At 61.1% G+C, this 17,993-nt stretch carries 11 protein-coding genes and 1 pseudogene; 2 read left to right on the top strand and 10 right to left on the bottom strand.

Going from position 1 to position 17,993, the window contains the following annotated elements:
* Window positions 1–125 precede the first annotated feature (125 nt).
* The 3 genes from HDE79_RS14755 to HDE79_RS14745 are packed head-to-tail and all read right to left on the bottom strand — an operon-like array spanning window position 126 to window position 5,526.
* Window positions 126–3,200: an efflux RND transporter permease subunit gene (locus HDE79_RS14755; RefSeq protein ID WP_343205978.1), complete on the bottom strand. Its 3,075-nt coding sequence runs from the start codon at window positions 3,198–3,200 to the stop codon at window positions 126–128.
* On the bottom strand, window positions 3,197–4,243 hold the full coding sequence (locus tag HDE79_RS14750; protein ID WP_184602769.1) for an efflux RND transporter periplasmic adaptor subunit: 1,047 nt from the start codon (window positions 4,241–4,243) through the stop codon (window positions 3,197–3,199). Before HDE79_RS14750 ends, HDE79_RS14755 begins: the two co-directional genes overlap by 4 nt.
* Window positions 4,240–5,526: a TolC family protein gene (locus HDE79_RS14745; RefSeq protein ID WP_184602767.1), complete on the bottom strand. Its 1,287-nt coding sequence runs from the start codon at window positions 5,524–5,526 to the stop codon at window positions 4,240–4,242. The genes HDE79_RS14750 and HDE79_RS14745 overlap by 4 nt, the downstream gene beginning before the upstream one ends.
* A gap of 282 nt (window positions 5,527–5,808) precedes the next feature.
* Between HDE79_RS14745 and HDE79_RS14740 the strand changes: the two genes are divergently transcribed.
* On the top strand, window positions 5,809–6,849 hold the full coding sequence (locus tag HDE79_RS14740; protein WP_184602765.1) for a YncE family protein: 1,041 nt from the start codon (window positions 5,809–5,811) through the stop codon (window positions 6,847–6,849).
* A 30-nt stretch (window positions 6,850–6,879) separates the two neighbouring features.
* On the opposite strand, the gene HDE79_RS14735 is transcribed toward HDE79_RS14740, so the two are convergent.
* The 4 genes from HDE79_RS14735 to HDE79_RS14720 form a co-directional block, all read right to left on the bottom strand.
* Window positions 6,880–8,280, bottom strand: coding sequence for an ATP-binding protein (locus HDE79_RS14735; protein ID WP_184602763.1), 1,401 nt, complete (start codon window positions 8,278–8,280; stop codon window positions 6,880–6,882).
* Window positions 8,277–8,942: a response regulator gene (locus tag HDE79_RS14730; protein ID WP_184602761.1), complete on the bottom strand. Its 666-nt coding sequence runs from the start codon at window positions 8,940–8,942 to the stop codon at window positions 8,277–8,279. Before HDE79_RS14730 ends, HDE79_RS14735 begins: the two co-directional genes overlap by 4 nt.
* Window positions 8,943–9,642: 700 nt before the next feature.
* Window positions 9,643–10,161 carry a hypothetical protein gene (locus HDE79_RS14725; RefSeq protein WP_184602760.1) on the bottom strand — a complete coding sequence of 173 codons (519 nt, stop codon included), beginning with the start codon at window positions 10,159–10,161 and terminating at the stop codon, window positions 9,643–9,645.
* 101 nt (window positions 10,162–10,262) lie between these two features.
* Complete coding sequence (locus HDE79_RS14720) at window positions 10,263–11,969, bottom strand: MASE1 domain-containing protein (RefSeq protein ID WP_184602758.1); 1,707 nt, start codon at window positions 11,967–11,969, stop codon at window positions 10,263–10,265.
* Window positions 11,970–12,142: 173 nt separating this feature from the next.
* Here HDE79_RS14720 and HDE79_RS14715 point away from each other — a divergent pair.
* Window positions 12,143–12,340: pseudogene (locus HDE79_RS14715) on the top strand (transposase); the annotation flags it as partial.
* A 188-nt stretch (window positions 12,341–12,528) separates the two neighbouring features.
* Here HDE79_RS14715 and HDE79_RS14710 read toward each other — a convergent pair.
* The 3 genes from HDE79_RS14710 to HDE79_RS14700 all read right to left on the bottom strand — a co-directional run bounded on the left by HDE79_RS14710 (window position 12,529) and on the right by HDE79_RS14700 (window position 17,826).
* Window positions 12,529–13,650, bottom strand: coding sequence for a hypothetical protein (locus HDE79_RS14710; RefSeq protein ID WP_255488425.1), 1,122 nt, complete (start codon window positions 13,648–13,650; stop codon window positions 12,529–12,531).
* A gap of 238 nt (window positions 13,651–13,888) precedes the next feature.
* Window positions 13,889–15,385, bottom strand: a complete 1,497-nt coding sequence (locus HDE79_RS14705) for a S41 family peptidase (RefSeq protein WP_184602756.1) — start codon at window positions 15,383–15,385, stop codon at window positions 13,889–13,891.
* A gap of 422 nt (window positions 15,386–15,807) precedes the next feature.
* Window positions 15,808–17,826, bottom strand: coding sequence for a bifunctional 2',3'-cyclic-nucleotide 2'-phosphodiesterase/3'-nucleotidase (locus tag HDE79_RS14700; RefSeq protein WP_184602754.1), 2,019 nt, complete (start codon window positions 17,824–17,826; stop codon window positions 15,808–15,810).
* Window positions 17,827–17,993 lie beyond the last annotated feature (167 nt).

Raw genomic sequence — 17,993 nt, 5'->3', positions numbered from 1 at the left:
GTGGCAATAGGCATCATATTGGTCGAATAACACTTAAATTGTCGCGATTCGACTTCGAACGGATAGGGGATGACTGCTGCCGAGCGGATGCCGTCCAGCCGTAACGCGAAAACACGTTGATGTGTTTAGACGTTTGTTGATGCGTCACAGCGCCTTAGCGTGAAGCCGATAAGCATCGGCATCACCAGCAAAACCATCGGGTACTGCAGCATCAGTCCGGCGATGATGGCGATGGCCAGGGGTTGTTGCAAACCCGAGCCCTGACCGATGGCAAGCGCCAATGGGAGCAAGGTAAGAATCGCGGCCAGGGTGGTCATGGTGATCGGCCGCAGGCGATCTTCGCTCGCCTGGCGCAGGGCGCGCCGCGGCTCTACGGTTTCAGCGAGGCTCACGTATTCGGACACGTAGAAGATCGCCATCTCGGTGCCGATACCGATGATCATCGTCATGCCCATCATCGCGGTGATGTTGAGATCGACGCCGCTCAGCCACAGTGCGATGAACACCGCGGTGGTCGAAAACAGCGAGCAGCCCAGCACGATAAGCGCCAGCCACAGTCGCTGATATAGAAACATCAGCAGGATGAACTCGGCCACCAACGCTGCGGCAAACACCTTGCTCAAACCGACAAAGGCGATCTGCTGCTGCTGATACAGGCCGCCCAATTCGTAGCGAATTCCAGGGTCGAGCATGCCGGGCCTGGCCAGCAGCGTTTTTACATCGGCCACCGCGGCGCCGATGCCGCGACCTTCGATGCGTGCGGTGACGGCGACCATGGGCTGCAGATCTTCGCGCGAAATCTGCGGTTGGCCGCTCACCGGTTGCAGCGTAGCGACACGGCCCAGCGGAAACACGTGGCCATCCGGCGCGCGGATTGGCAAGCGCGCAAGCTGGGGAATCTTCAATCCCATCGCGCCGGGAATCCACACGCGCACGCCGACGCTCTTGGTCAGCTGCGGTAGCTGTGTGGCGACGGTGCCGGATAAGGCCTGATCCACGGCCTGGGTGATCGCATCGACCGTCATGCCTTCGAACGCTGCCCTGGCGGCATCGATGTTGACGTTGAGCGCATCGCCGGCCAGCTGTACGCCACTCTTGATCTCGACCACGCCGTCAATCTTGCCGATCGCCTTTGCCACCTTGTCGGCCTGATTGTCCAGTTCACTCGGGTCGGTGCCGTAAAGCTTGATCTCGATCGGCTCCGGTACGGCAGTGAGATCGCCGATAAGATCTTCCATCAGCTGTGCCAGCTCTATCTGCACGCCGGGCACATGGCTTTCGATGTTTCCGCGCACCGCGCTCATCACGTCTTCGGTGGCACGCGCATGATCGGGCTTGAGCTTGACGAAGAAATCGCCGTGATACGACTGTCCGAGATCACCACCGAGGCCGGTGCCGAGCCGGCGAGAAAACGTATCGACTTCCGGCATCGCCTTGAGGATGGCTTCGATTTCGCCGACCTGGCGCGAGGTCTCCGTCAACGAGGTGCCGGGCGCGGTGTAGTAATCCATCACGAAGCCGCTTTCGTCGACTGTCGGCATGAAACCGGTGGAGACACGGGTATAAGCGACATAGCCAAGCACCAGCAGCGGAACCAGCACTGGCGCGAGCAGCCACGGGCGACGGGCGAGGCCGTCGTAAAGCGGACCGTGTGCGCGTCGCAGCCATCCGCGAGGATTGCTGCCCGGGTCCTGCCAGCGCCGGAAATTGATCAACTGCCGCGCCAGCAGCGGCACCACCAGCGCTGTCATCAGCCAGGATACGATCAGTGCGCTGGCCATGGTGATCGACAGCGCTTTTGAAAACGCACCGGTTACGCCGTCCAGAAAGCCCAACGGGATAAAGACGATCAGCGTGGCCAGACTCGAACCCGATAATGGCGCCATGAATTCGCGTGCCGCCGGCAATACCGCATCGGCACCGATCGCACCTTGGCCATCCTCGTGCACGGCGCCGGCGCGGCGCGCGATATGTTCGATCATCACGATCACGTCGTCGATCACCAGACCGACCGCCGCCGCAATGCCACCCAGCGTCATGATGTTGAAACTCAGTCCCAGCACGCTCAGCAGCAGAACGGTAATCGCCAGCGTTGCCGGCACGACGACAATCGTGATCAGGGTGACGCGCAGATTGCGCAGAAACAGCAGCATCACGATGGCTGCCAGCACCAGGCCGATGATCACCGCATCACGCACGCTGCTGGCCGATTCGGTGACCAGCTCGCTCTGGTCGTACCAGTTGCGGATGGAAACGCCGCGTGGCAGCGCGAAATCAGCCAGCTTGTCGCGCACCGCCTGCGCGATCTGCACGGCATTGCCATCGGGCTGCTCATAAACGTTGAACAGCACGGCCGGCTTGCCGTCCTCGGCTACCTTGATCCATTGCGGTATGTAGCCATCGTGCACCGTCGCCACATCCGACAGCTTGATCCAGCCGGTCGCGTCACTCTTCAATACGACATGGCGCAGTGCGTCGATGCCTTTCAGCGAATGATCGGCGACGACGAGATAGAGCTTGTTGTGGTCCTGCACGTGGCCGACCGCCTGCAGCGCGTTGGCGCCGGACAGCGCCGTGACCAGATCGCTCAATGCCAGACCGTGCAAGGCAAGCTTCTGCGGGTCGGCTTCTACCTGGACTTCGGCTGTCTCGCCACCTTGCACATCGACGTGTGAGAGTCCCGGCACCGCGGCCAGCAGCGGCACGATCTGGTACTGCGCCAGATCCCTCAGCGCGACCGGCGACATCATGTCGGAGTGCAACGCGTACGAGATGATCGGGAACACCGTCGGGTCCATTCTGCGCACGCCGTACGTACTACCCGCCGGCAGCGTCGGCAGCACGCGCGCGATGGCCGCATCGACCAGCAGGGTCGACGAGGTCATGTCGCGGCCCCAGCCGAAATCGATCGACACCTGCGCCGAACCACGCGTAGTTTCCGAGCGCACGTTGACCACGCCGGGCACGGTACGGATGGCCTCCTCTACCGGACGGGTGACCAACAGCGCGGTCTGATCGGCGGGTCGATCACCGGCATCGAGGTCTACCACGACGCGCGGAAACGACACCTGTGGAAACAGACCGACCGGCAGCGACAGTGCGCTCGCCAGACCAGCGAGGGCCAACGCCAGTGCAACGATGATGAGCGTTCGCCCATGGCGCGCCAGCCAGTTGGGCTCACTCGATACCGGTTCGCTCACTTCGACGGCTCCGCCGTGCGAACTGCCATGCCGTCATCGATTTGCGTATTGCCTACGACGACGAGCGGGCGCTGTGCATCCAGTGCGCCGCTGACCACCGAGACCGTATCCGACTCGCCAACAAGGGTGACTGGAATCTTGACCGCCTTGCCGTCGGCTACCTGATACACCTGCCACGTGCTGCCATCACCGACCAGCGCATCGCGCGGTACCAGCCAGCCACGCCACTGGCCGACGGTGATGTCGGCGCGATAACCCATGCCGGCGATCACGGTGCCGTCGGGCGTGATATCCGCGTTCTGCAGATGTGTATGCGTGTCGAGCATGCCGGCGACGCGTTTCACCACGCCGGTGACCGAAGCTCCCGCGCCCAATGGCACCAGCATGACTTTGTCGCCGGGCACGGGCGCATGCTGCGGATCCAGCTCGATGCCGACGCTGACTACCACGCCGCCGCCGCGCGCCAGCGAGAGCAGCGGTGCGCCCTGCTGCAGGGTATCGCCGCGCGTGGCCGCGATGCTGCTGACGATGCCGTCGACCGGTGCGAGCAGCTCGACCGTGGTGCCGTCGCCCTGCTGTCTGCGCAGCGCATCGAGTGCGGAGCGCGCGTCGCTGGCCGCCTTTTCCGCCTGCGCCAATTGATCGCGTGTGGCGAGCTGATGCGACAGCAACTGCGCGGTGTGCTCGCGCTGCGCGCGCGCGACGCTCAACGCCGTACGCGCCTGCTGATACGCCGCCGCCGCCGCCGGTGAAAGCGTGAAGGTGAGCAGGTGCTGACCGCGGTGCACGGCGGTGCCGGCGGTGACATCGAATTGGGTCACCGCGCCTTCGGCCTGGATGTTTAGCGTGGATGCTGCATCGATCGCCGGCGTGGCCGTGCCATAAGCGCTGATGATGTCCGGCAGACTGCCCTGATGCACCGCCTGGGTGGTTACCGCCGCGCTGATCTTGTCGCTGCCGCCGCTGTCTGTCGTGGTGCCGCCGCAAGCGGCAAGCGTCAGCGCCAAAGTTGGCAGGACAAACGGGCGAAGGCGCATGTTCATGGCGCGATGACATCCTGGGAAAGGGAATCGGGCATGCCCGTGCCAAGCAGCGTATCCATGGCGACCTGCTGCTCCAGCACGGTCTGCTGCAGCGTAATCGCCGCGGCCTGGTGGCTCTGCGCGGCCACGATCAGATCCACGTAGGTGCGCAGGTCGATCAGTCCCAGCTGCTGCGCGCTGGTTGCCTGGTCGGCATCGTGGATGGCTGCCGGCAACGCTGGCAACAGCTCGGCGAGTTGGGTACGCGCCTGCGATTGCTCGGTGAGCAGCGCCTCGACTTCGCCGTGCGCCGCGGTCAGCCGCGCGAGGTATTCGTCGTGCAACTGCTGTCGCGTTGCTTTCGCGATGGCGATATTGCCCTGGTTGCGATCGAAGATCGGCAGATCGAAGGTAATCGCAGGACCGCCGTTGCGTACACGACTGTTGTCCTGCGAGGCAGCGTAGCCTATCGACAGCATCGGGAACTGGGCCAGCACGGCCGCGCGCAAGGTCGCTTCCTGCGCCTGATAGCCAAGCTGCAGGGCGACCAGATCGGGCCGGCGACGTTCGATACTCTTTGCGCTGCTGCGGATGCTATCCGCATCGGGCGCGGGCAGGTCGAGTGTCGCTGGCAGCGGGATTGCCGCATCTGCTGCGACACCGAGCAACGCCGCCAATTCATGCTGCTGGCCAAGCAGACGACGTTGCAGATCATCGTAGGACGTACGGGCATCCGCCGCCGCCACAAAATCCGGCGAGGCCGCGGTCAGATCGGTGTTACCTTCGGCGATGCTTTTGCGCAGCTGCTGGTTGCGTTGTTCCAGCTGAGTCAGCGTGTGACTTTGCAATGCCCGCAGTCTTTCACCCTCAACCAGATCAACGACCAGCAGCTGCGTCTTGCCGAGGGTCTGCCATTCCTGCCACAGCAAACTGGCGTCGACCTCGGCAGCGGCGGCTTTTGCCGCCTGCCGTCGCGGCGCCAGCGTGACCAGTGAGCGGATGTCCTCGCTGATGCCGGCGGTCCACGCGGTGGCGTCGCCTACGCCGGAGATGAGATAGCCGATGCTGCCATTGACGGAAGGATTCGGCAGCAGCCCGGCCTGAAGCATCTGTGCCTGTGCAACGTCGTGCTGGGCGCGTGCGGCGCGCAGGTCGGGATTGTTGAGCAATACCAAGCGTTGGAACGCAAGCATGTCGAGCGCACGGCCGTCGGTCGGCGCGCCCTGAAGATGAGCCACATCACGTGGCAGCTCGGCCACCGTCGGCAGCGGCGCAGGACGATAGGTGGCACATCCAACGAGCAACGTCGCGCAGCTCAGCAATAGACCGGCAACGGACGTACGCGACCATGATGTCGAATTTGGTCGTGCGCCTGACGCTCGCCATGTGAGTGATCGCGACAAGCCGCGCTCCGAGTCTGCCTGATGTGTCTCGTTACGCTAGCGGATGTGGCTTAGTAGTGACTTTGTTCGATATGACAATCTCGCGAAAGCGTTTCCAGGGAGGGCTTCACTAAGGCTGCGATAAGCAGACGCTTTCATGCTGGGCGGCATAACTCATCCACCCTCTCCGAACAGGCAGCCCTCATGCAAAACCTTTTCCGTCATCTTCTGCCTGCGGCGCTTGCGCTTGCGCTGGCGTTGACTGTTCCGCTGGGTGCGAGCGCTGGCCAGGCAGCGGACAACGATCAAGTGCTCTCGCGAATGGATCTCGGCGGCGACGGCGGTTGGGATTACCTCGGCTTCGATGCGCAGCGGCATCATCTGTTTGTCAGCCGTGGTGATCGTGTACTGGTGATCGACGTGCAGCACGCGAAGCAGATCGGAACGATTGCCGATACCCAGGGCGTGCACGGCATTGCCGTGGCGCAGGACCTCAAGCGCGGTTTCACCAGCAATGGCAAAAATGCCACTGTCACCGCGTTCGATCTGGATACGTTGAAACCCGTGGCGGTGATCACAGGCACCGGCGAAAAGCCTGACGCGATCGTGTATGACATCGCCTCGCATCACGTGTTGACCTTCAATGGCAAGAGCGGCAACGTCAGCGTGATCGATCCGCAAAAAAATAGTGTGATAGCCACCATCGCGCTGCCCGGCAAGCCGGAGTTCGCGGTGTCCGATGGCGCCGGTCATGTCTACGTCAATATCGAGGACAAATCCGAGCTGGTGCAGCTCGACTCGCGCAGCAACACCGTGCTTAACACGTGGCCGCTGGCGCCGTGCGAGTCACCCAGCGGCCTGGCCATCGACCGCGAGCATCACCGGCTGTTCTCGGTCTGCGATAACCAGAAGATGACGGTACTCGATGCGGGCAGCGGCCATCTGGTGGCAACGCTGCCGATCGGCAATGGCCCGGATGCGGTGGCATTCGACGACGCGGCATCGATGGTCTACAGCTCAAACGGTGAAAGCGGCACGATCACCGCCATCCACGAGGACGATCCGGATCACTACACGGTGAAAAACACGATTGCCACCCAGGTCAGCGCGCGTACGTTGGCACTCGATCCGCAGTCACATCGCCTGTATCTGTCCGCTGCGAAATTCGGCGACACCAAACAGGCAAATGGACATCCATCCATCGTAGCCGGAAGCTTTGCGGTCCTGGTCGTCGGTAAGCACTGAGAGGGTGGGTGGCGTATCGATCGCCGCCCATCATTCGCCGAGCGGAATAGCCACCCGCACACGCAGACCTGTGCCGAAAGGGGAGTCGAGCAGTTCGATCGATGCGCCGTGCAGCTCGGCAGCGCGCTGCACGATGGAGAGGCCAAGGCCATAACCATCGCCCCGGCTGGATTTCTCCCGGTGAAAGCGCGCAAACACGGCGGCGCGCTGCTCGGCCGGAATGCCGGGTCCATCATCGATCACGTCCAGCATGGCTTCCTTTGCACCCTGCTCGATGATCAGCTGAACTTGCCCGCCCCGCGGAACATGTCGCAAGGCGTTTTCGATCAGGTTGCGCAGCAGCGCTGCCAGTGCTGCCTCGTAGCCCTGCACGATCACGTGCGGACTTTGTTGCATGAAATCGAGTTGCACACCGCTGTCGGCGATGATCGTGGTCAGCTCTTCGATGACGTCGCTGGCGACTTCGACAAGATCGATCGCAGTTCGCTGTCCCGATGCCACGCCAGCCTCCAGTCGCGCCAGCGCGAGCAGCTGTTCGATACGGCGAGCGAGTGCAGCAACGCTGTGCTGCGCGCCGGCGAGGCTGTCCTGCGCTTCGGTCAGGTTGCTGGTGGCGATGGCGCTTTCGAGATTGATCATGATCGACGCCAGCGGCGTACGCAGTTCGTGCGCGACATCCGCGCTGAAGCGCCGCTCGCGTTCGAGCGCGTCTTCCTGACGTTCGAGTTGTCCGTTGAGCGCCGCAAGCACCGGTTGCAGTTCCAGCGGCGCCTGGTCCAGATGAATCGGCTTGCGACTGCCTGGTTCGCGCGACGACAGCGCCTGCGCCAAAGATGCCAGCGGTTGCAATCCACGCTTTACCGCCCAACCGACCAGCAATGCCAGCAGCGGAAGCCCGATCACCAGCGGCACGCCATGATCGAGCCACAGCGCATGCAGGATGCCGTTGCGACTGTCGTAACGCTCCGCCGTACGAATCGTCACGCCTTCGGCGACATCCCTCAGCGTGTAAACACGCCAGTTGTACTGGCCAGCATGCAGATCCTGAAAATCCGCATCACCCGGGTGCGGCGCGGGCAGGTCGATCACATTGGCCGTCGCCAGCGTGGGGTGCCCCAAGCTATCGAACACCTGAAAGCCGACCTCTGCCTCGTACGTGTAGGCGTGCTTGCTGCGTGCCAGCTTGATCGCGGTTTCGTTCGGTACCGGTACCAGGCCGCCCTGGCCATCCTGTCCGCTCAGCGAGCTGATGCCGGTGTGCTGGATCAGGACTTCGAGCGTGCGCGCCGACTCTGCCAGCCGCCCATCCATCAGTTCGTCGACTTCCTTGATTGTGCGCTGAAAGCTCAGTACGCCCAGCGGCACCAGCACGGCGACCAGCACGATAACGATCAGCCAGCGCAGCCGCGCACGCAGGCTTGTCGGTTTCACTTTGGTTCCCGCGGAATCATGTAGCCGAAGCCGCGCACGTTCTGGATCGTCTCGAAGCTCAGTTTGCGTCGCAGTGCGTGCACCAGCACTTCGAGTGCGCTGCTGCCCACGACGTTGTCCAGCCCGTACAGAGAATTCTCCAGGCTTTCCCGGCGAACCAGCCGGCCCGCACGTTCCATCAGTGTCTGCAGCAGCGAAAACTCGCGACGAGTCAGTTCGACTCGTATGCCGCGGAACGTGACCTCCGATGTGCCCAGGTCGAGGCACAGCGCGCCGACTTCGATGCGGTTGGCGGCGAGGCCCTGCATGCGGCGGGTCAGCGAACGGATGCGTGCGCCCAGCTCGTCGAGATGAAACGGCTTGATCAGATAATCGTCAGCACCGGCATCCAGTCCGGCCACGCGCGCCTCAAGCGTGTCGCGCGCTGTCATCACCAGCACCGGCGTCTTGATGTTGTTGCGACGTGCCTCGATCAGCACCTCCAGGCCATCCTTGCCCGGCAGGCCGAGATCGAGCAGCACAAGGTCGGCGGTTTCATCGCGCAGAGCGATGAGCGCAGCGCGGCCGTCGTGCAGCCAGGTCACGGTATAGGCAAGACGCTCCAGCGCACGCTGAATCGCCGCGCCGAGTTGGGTATCGTCTTCCACAAGGATGATGTGCAACGCGCGCTCCTCCGGATGTCACACCACCGCGTGTGTCGGAGCGGCATGGACCATACGCAGAGTATCGCGGGGATGGCTTATAAACGACTTATGGGGCGTGCAGGCGTGCGTCACATCGACATAGCATGGCCTCACCTTTGTGCTGATCAATGACCGTTTGCACGAGTTTGGGCAGGCGTAGGTGCTCGGCTTGGGGCCGACGGGGATGACCGGATTCGGGCCGGTGATTCCGGCCGCTCAGGTGTTGGCGACGCCCCCGATTCTGAGTGGCACGAAGTTTTAGAGTCCGATCCCAAGCTTGCTATGTATTACGAAGATGATCAATCAATAGGTCACGGATCATGCAGCGATCGTCCTTGGTGAAGCCGAGCAGCATGCGGCTGGCATAGCGCCAGCGCGGCGTCATCTGGGGGCCCTCTGTGCCGCGATGTACTGCATCAGGTCGGTAAGCTCGAATCGCTGATGGAAAAGCCGGTAGCGATCGTGAAGCCGAACAGGACGGTGCTCGATCCTTTTTATGAGTAGTGCCACGACGGGCATTGCCGCGCTGCGAGCCAGCCACCATTTGTAGGCGTGGAAATGTCGGACGGTTATTTCGGGGTGGCCGAGGAGCGATTGCGCAACGAAGGACGGCAGGCGGCGTAGTGGCGCACGCCGGGTGCAATGCGCACCCGGCTTCCCACGGAAAGGTTTTCGATAGCTATAGCGGGGTGACGCCGGCGCACGGAGGACAGGCTGCGTCTGCCGGAGCTAACGCCGGTGTTGTCGTGGTCTTTGGCGATGTCTTGGCGGTGGCCGTCCATACGGTACTGCCATCGCTTTGATAGCGGGCTGTCAACTGCACCGTACTATCCTGATAGACCATGATGGCCGGCGCCGTGCTGTTGACGGCCGCCGCCAGCGGCCGCGCTGGCGTGGACACGCGCTGCGCGTCGGCACCCAGCGGTAGTACGAGAAAATAGCCGTTCTCCGTCGCCACCGTCGCGCGTACCGTGCCGACAAGATCGTTGACCTGGATGTACTTGACTCCGTCCTGTACGAAGACGTAAACATGCCAGCCGGGCGCCGCACTGACATTTTTCGCCTGCGGCCATGACTGTCCCAACCCCGACTGCTGCTGGCTTGTTCCAGCCTGCTGCTGTGCCATGGCAGGCAGCGCCAGGATGCCGGCGATCAACCCAGCCAACAATGGTGCACGCAATACACTGTGTCGAATCATGGTGTCCCCTCTGTTCGCGAATTCACATTCATTAGTTTAAGTACCAAACGTATTCCATGCAGCCGTCGCTATTGCATCGCATCACCGTCTTATCGCCAGTCTCACGCCACGCTAACTGCGCGCCGACCTTTATTTGCGGCAAATCCAGCGTCGAGCTTTACGTCAGGTGTGTCCAGCAACGACACGCTAATGCGTTGCCGACGCCTGTTGGAGCGCAGCCTGCCTTGGTAAAGGCTGGCCCGATCCCGCATGCCGGCAAGATCCAAACCCATGGCGCCGAGTCGAGACAGTAGCAGGTGGCTGCTCTTGGGTAGCGCGATCAGCAGCGGCTGCGCCGTGGGCGGTTCGGGTTCGCCGGCCACGACCAGCATTGTCCAGGGTATGTTGCGCGTCGGTCCCACCATCACCACCCGTACGTAGAGGCGGATACATGGCGTGGCTGGCGATTGCATCAGCGTATAGGCCACCGCTTCGCAGGCCAGCCGGTAGAGCGTCCACTGCGCGCCTGGCGTCAGCAGATTTACCCGCTCCGAGACGTGGCCATCGAAGACGATGCCACATTCTTCCATGGTTTCAGCGATCGCGCCGCCCCAGAGCGCCGTAGGCAAGCCCAGGCGTGGCCACTGCCACGGCGATGGAAGAAAACTCTCTTGCACCGAGGACGTGAAACGCTGGACCAGAAGCAGCAGTGTACGGAAGTAATGCAGCTCATTTTCAGGAAGCACGTCGCGGACGCGTTCGAGCAGGCGGCCATAACCCTCCTTGATATAATCATGGGCCTGTCCCTGCATCTCCATGCCACGACGTAACCGCAGCTCGCCCTGATAGATTTCATGGCGCGCCGCTTGCCGGACCTGCACATGGTCAGTAGCCAGCTGCCGCTCCTGCTCATTGAGCCAGTTGATCTTCGCTCCCAGCGGCAGTAACACCGTGAGAAAAATGGCCATAAAGTTCTGCGCGCTGATGACGCCCGGATCGTAGTGCGCGGGCATGCTCAGCAGGATGCCAACGCTGGCGGCGGTGCCGCCCACCGCGGCGCCCTGCCAGCCATAGCGCACGGCCATCCAAGCCACTGGCAAAAACAGGGCCATACGCGCGGCCTGACGCCATATGTCGCCGGCGACACCCACGCCCATCGCCGTCAGCAGCCCGACGCACGCCAGTCCGAGCACCACGCCTTCGAGCAATAGACGGCTGCTGCCCATCTGCCGACCCAGGTCACGCCAGGAGTCCGCCCGACGAACGGCTTGGTGGATGGCCAGCGCCAGCGGCCCCACCGTCAGACAGCCCAGATAGGTTCCCAATAGATAGCGCGGCGCCCAAAGCCAAACCCAGGCGGGACCGTTATCTTCCGGCTGAAACGTCAGAATAAGTTGCAAGGTGCTATCGGCTGCTGAAAGCAGCGCGAAGGCGAAGGTACAGCCCAGCAGCGCCGCCATATGCTTGGCTGTGATCGATTCGAGTACCCACTTGCCGGATACCGTGCCAGGGAGATGTGCACGCAGCGGCCATGCCACCACCATGGCAAAAGCCGATGTCGGAATCAGATGCAATAGCGACCCACTCCAACCGTATTGGTCAAAACAGGCATAAGCGACGGGGATAAAAGCCACGAGATTGGCGACCAGCAGGGCCGCCCAGAACCGACGCGGCAGCAGCAGCACACCAGCCAGCCAGATCCCGGCTTGGGGCATCCAGTAACCGTAATAGACCAACGAAACGCTGCGCAGCAGCAGGTACGCTCCGCAGAATGCCACGACGATGACTAGCTGTTGCGGCCAGGGCGTAAGCCCTATCCTCTTGAGCATGATGGTCTCCACTCCCTGAGTTGAAAGGGTTACGCACCCGTCGTTCCATCAGCCTGCGCCGAAAGTCCGTAAACGTCGTCATACCCCTCCAGTTTTATTACATTGCGGCCTCTCTCCGTGTCAATGAGAAATAGTCTTAGAACCTGTTCACGATCTCCCCGACATTCCTGATAATGGGAATGTGTAAGAAGAGCTATCCCAGCGATATGAGTCGCGAACTGTTCGATCAGGTTCGACCGTTGCCAGAGCAAGCCCGCCGGAAGACCAAGCCCCGGATCGTGGATCTGATACGAAGTGTAGTGCGCGGTGTTGTACCTGCTGCGCACGGGCTGCCAGTGGCGCGAACGTTGCCGAGCGACTTCCCCAAGTGGAGCGAACAAGATGAAGCCATCCGGCCTTCTTGGCTTTGCTGCTCAGGAAATCGTGAACCAGCTCTTTAAGAGAGTGCACATGGTAGCCGCCCGCGTCCGCATCGAGCGAAAAACGGACGGCTAAATGCCTGTGTAACGATCAGCGGTCAGTCGGTTGGACAATGTCACTGACTCATTTGTTTCCGTTGTCAGGGATTTGGATTTTGTTTGGTTGGCCACGGCGCCGCCTGCCAACAGGCGTTGTAATAGTCCTTGAGGGTACTTCTGACAGGTTCAAGGTAGAAGGTAAAGCCGTTGCGAAATGCGCTATTGCTGTCGCCGACCCATGCACCGACGGATTGCGCAAAAATGATGTATTCCAGACGAGCGGGCGGATAGGGCCGGGCCATCGTCACCGAATCGCTGGCGACACTGGCACCATCCCGCGGTTGCGTCAGCGTCTCTTGTCGGTTGATCTCGAAATACGATCGTGCGCCACGCGCCACAATATCTTTTGCACGGGCTGCGCCTACCTGATTGATCGCGGTAAGCGTCACGAGACCGCGCTTGCACTCGATCGTCATTCGGTGCTCGCCGTGACGGTCGACCTGATCGAGCACCAGATAGAGTCCAGTGGCAGATGGTTGGTATTTCGCCGTGAGCGGTAGCCGTCCATTGTTGGCCAGTCCCGATGAAATCATCTGATCCGCCGTCAGCCACATCACCGCATCGTGTGATGTGGTCGCCATTGGCGTGAGCGCACTGGGATTGATGCCCATGTCCTTCAGATACGAAACGACTTCGTCCGAGGTCTGCTGCGCCTGGCCAATGCCGCTCACTGCCGGGTCCATCGTGTGGTACGAGGACAGACCGATGCGATCACTACCGGTGGCCGCCCACCGATAGAGTCCACCGAAGTAGGCATAGGTGCATGCGCCCACGCAGACAGCCGTGTTGATCTCCCCCTTGCGTCTTGGCTTGCCCAGGTGCGTGACCATCGAACCGGCCCGAAACAGACGCCCCAGCGCCAAGCCTGCACTCAGGTTTCCGTTCGAGGAATTCAGATAGATATCGGACCCGTTGGGGATCTTTCCCGACTTCATCAACGCGGTAACACGTTGAGGCGCGTCGGCGTCGATAACGCCATAAAGATAAACCTGCGGAACGTCGGTGACAGATAGGGTCAGCCGATCGCTATCGATCTGGATGGATAGTTGATCTGCAGACTGACCGCGCGACGAGCCTTTGAGCGTATGCGTCTCTACGCCACGAGCATGAGTCTCAAATGTCGGACCGAGGCACGCGGTAAGCAACAAAGCGCACCAGAACATGTACCGGCGCCCGCCTATACGGGCAAGAAAAGGTTCAACAACCATACCGTATTGCACTACTGCTCCCGGAGCTCAGACCACCCAGTCTCCTTTGTGCCAGATGTCCTGCAAGTGAACACGGCTCAACACACGGGGCAGCGCCACTACTTTCAAGACTCGGACGGAGAAGCGGACACACGCAGTGTCTGTTCACAACGGCGGTCTCAAACGATTGCTTGCCGTAATCTATCTACGGTCATCAATTATGCTGCGCGATGATCTCTGCCTGGCGCAGTACCTCGTCGTTTACGGATTGCACAATGGGGATCCGTATTTGTATATCCGGTGTAACGCCTCTCTTCTCGCGCAGATCTCCATTCGGCCGGACAATTCTTGCTTTGGGATAGCCGACCAAGAGCTTGGTGTTTTTCAAGGTGAACTGCTCCATCGCGCCATAGGTCGTCGCCATGTCGGACGTTGGTTCTCCCAGAATGACGCCGAATTTGTAGTCCTGAACGAGAGCGGCTACCGATACGGCATCCGAGTAGGACTGGCGGTCGATCAGAACAAATACCTTGCCGTTAAAGCGCTTTCCCGGACGCGGATAAGCCAATGGAATATCGAAATCAACGATATCTCCGCTTGACGCGTGTGCGTAGAGGTTTGCGTACTTTTGCGAAATGGGCCCGGCTGCTGCGGCATCATTCGCGATCCGGGCCTGGTTCGCGGCCGTGGATTCCTCACTCACTTTTATCTTGAACTGCGAGGCAAAGCGGAATGGGCGAGTGGCAATCCAGGAGACCAGGACATCGCTAAAGAGGTTGTCGCCGCCAGGGTTACCGCGTAGATCGATGATCACGCTTGCCGCGTGCGCTTCGGAAAAACTTTCGAATGCGCTATCGATGAATTGGCGAAAGCTGGAAACGTCCCACTCTTCGGCTCCGGTCTTTGCCTCCGCGTTGTAAAACGGCCCCGGACGAAGGTACGCGACGCTATCGCTGAGCATCCTCGAATCGCGCAATGGCTTTTCCAGATCAAGAACTGGCGGCTGCTGTTTACGAGCTGCGTCCATTTCAGCGCTGGTGCGAGCCGGTATGTGCAGACGCTGAGAAGCGGAACCGACCCTGCTCAATACGATATCGAAACCGTCAACCGCGCCAAGTTCGACCCAGACATAAGTGGGAAAGTCATACTCCATCAGCGAATGGGCCATGTATGGCGTCTCCGCGGATACATGCCGTTCGGTCCGCTCCAGCCAGCGCGATAGGCTTTCCCCGTCGAGGCTGGTTATTTCATCCCCTTGTCGGATCGTATCCAAACCGCTGAGGTTTTCCGCTACGTAAACGCGACCATCGGCAATTCTTATCTGCAGTGGGAAAGCCCGGCCGCCATGTTTTCTGTACCGCGCCCAATCCGATGCTGGCGAGTCGACGCGCGTATGGCCCATGTGTACGGCGGCAGCAAACAACTCGAATTGGTTTTTTGCCTGCGGCAGAGTTAGCGGCCGACTCAACCCTGCAAGCGTCCGAGCGTACAGTCGATCAAGTTCTGGCTTTGGCGTGAATGCATAGAGATCGAAGTGCGCCGCTTTAAGTTCGCGGTACATCTGTTCGAAGTCCGAGCGCAATTCCATAGCTGAGTACAAACGCTCCGGCGCCGCGCTTGGCTTTGGCGCCGGATGACTACCCGCCAGACAAACGCCGCTGGCCATGCTCATCAGCGCGACCAGGCAAGTAAGCAGAATCCGGGATTTCATATGCCCATCTCCTGGTCGAGGACGATTGCCATATGCTGTCCTGCGGCTCGTATCCATGTTCTGGCATCCTTAAATTCTGACGCGCAGAAGGCGTGATCGTATTGACCGCTACCTAAGTTGAGCGGCGCACCCCGCACCTGGACTAATGCCAAGCTCTGCGTAACTTCAAGCGAATGACGAATGTGCGCTGTACCTATCTAACCTACGCGTGTCAGAAGTACTGCCGTGCCATTCGTCATACGAACACGGGATGCCTGCTACGGGTCGAGGCGATTTTCGGCAACTTGTTCGAGCATCAGTGGTTCAGAGCCAAACGTACACACGTCAATCTGAGCAAATCTTGATCAGCCCAAAACGCACGGCTGCGTTCTCACACAGACTCGGTCGACATAGATAGGCTAGTCAAACTATCTGGCGGGTGATTACTCGGACAAGTCGATTGCGTAGATAGCTATGCCGTCGCCAAGGTCCTTCAGTTGGCGGATACCTCGGAGTCCGGTCGCATACGCCACATCCTGCTTGCCGCTGGCGCCACTGAACACCACTAGGCCGTGCGTTTTCAGCGGCGCGAATTGCCATGACGTCGTTTCAAGATCCTTCGCGCCGATCTGCTTTTTGTCTTTCAACCAGTCGGCCAGAATTTCGCGGGTGCCATCCGGAGCGGTGAGGACGATATTGCTGCCGTCGAGGCCAGGAAAGTGGCCGCCGCCGCTGGCACGGTAGTTGTTGGTGACGATGACGAAGGGTTGGTCGGGCGTCACTGGTTTGTCGTGATAGGTGAGCGTGGTGATGCGCTGGCCGACGGGCTTCGATAGGTCGACCACGTAGTGGATACCGCCCTGGATCTGGTCGAAGTTGAAACCAGGGTATTTGTCGTTGATGAGCTGCTGCTCGCCGGCCTTGTTCGGATCGATCTGGTTGAAGCGCTCGGCAGATTTCTCCAGCCATGCCCTGAGGCCGGCACCGTCGGTTTTCACCGCGGCTAGTGTGTTGGGATAGAAGTACAGGTCGGCGGCGCTGCGCAAGGTCAGCGGGCCGGCGGCGACGTCGGTGTAATCGTCGGGGCCGCCGAAGCCGGTGCGGAATGCGGCGGCGCTGGACAGCATCGGTACGTCGCGTAGTTCGGGATGCGTGCGCGGAAGTTCGTTGCGCGCATAGTCGGCTTGCGCCGCGTTGACGGCGGCCAGCGCGGTCATGTTGCCCTCGTCGGCAAAGTAGCTGCTCATGCGTACGGTGCTTTCGCCGATCGGTGTGTTGACGTAGGCGATCGCCGCTACCTGGGTTTTTTCCAGCAGCGGCGCAATCTGCGGATCGGCAGGTACGCAGTCGGGTTTCGCAACAAGCTTGTTTGCGCCAGCGATAGCCGCACAGATTGGCCGCACCTCGCTGTGCGACTGGCTGCGGTCGATTACCCAGCGGCCCTGCTGCCGGTCGAGTGTCAGCTGGATTACGCCCAGGTCCTTGCCGAAGAAGCCGCCCATCACCGCGGGTACACCACGGACGAAGCCGTGCTCGGCATCGACATCCTTCATGCCGGCATAGTGCGGACCGGGGAACTCGGTGTGTGCGTGACCGAGCAGCAGCACGTCGATGCCGGGCACACCGGCCAGGTACCAGCCGCCATTTTCCATCGCCGACGTGTATGGCGCGGTGTCGAGGCCGCCGTGCAGAATCGCCACGATCAGGTCGGGATGCTGTGCTTGCAGCTGCGGCAGGTATTTCTGCGCGGCCTCGACCACGCCGGTGACGGTGACCTTGCCGGCGAGGTTTTGCTTGTCCCACTGCATGATCGGTGGCGGGGTGAAACCGATGATGCCGATCTTCAGCGGTACGCCGATCTTGCCGCGGTCGGCTCGGCTTTCATCAGGCATGTAGGCCTCGATGGTTTTCGTCACCACCGTCCACGGCTGGAAGATCGGCTTGCCGTCGCGCACGCTGTCGACGTTGGCAAGCACCAGCGGAAAATGCGGGCCGGCGCAATGATCAGTGTGGCCGCCGTCGACGTTCATCGGCGTACCCGTGGCTTGCGAGAGAAAGCGCAGGCCGTAGTTGAACTCGTGATTGCCGGCGGTGCCACCGTCGTAGCCGACTGCATCCATCGCGCGGTAGATCGCCAGCTCCTGATCGCAGGCGAGGGGCTTCACCAGCGCCTGATAGTCGGCCAGCACGCTGCCCTGGATGGTATCGCCGCTGTCGAACAGGAAGGTGTTGGGAAACTGCGCGCGGGCGCGGCGGATCAGCGTGGCGGTGCGTTCGTAGCCCAGCGTGCTGTCCGGCTTGAGCTTGTAGTAGTCATAACTCAGGACGTTGGAGTGGATGTCGGTGGTTTCCAGAATCGCCACTTTTGCCTGCATGCCGTCCAGCAGTTTCACGTGTTGGCCGGCGCAGCCGGCGAGCAGGGCGGTTGCCAAGGCGACAAGTGACGCGAAACGTAACGACATAAAGGGGTTCCGATGAATACGTGCAGAAGCTGGAAGCGTGACGACAGGGTGCTGACGCTAGCAGATCGAAATGACGTTTTTTTGCGATGAACTACCCGTGATCAGGGAAAGTGGGCCAGTGCGCAAACAGCAACGCCGCCCGAAGGCGGCGTTGCAATGAATCAACG

It is taken from the genome of Rhodanobacter sp. MP1X3, assembly GCF_014207165.1.
Lineage (GTDB): Bacteria > Pseudomonadota > Gammaproteobacteria > Xanthomonadales > Rhodanobacteraceae > Rhodanobacter.
Note: the sequence above shows the minus strand (reverse complement) of the source record. Positions and strands in the feature narration are given on the sequence as shown.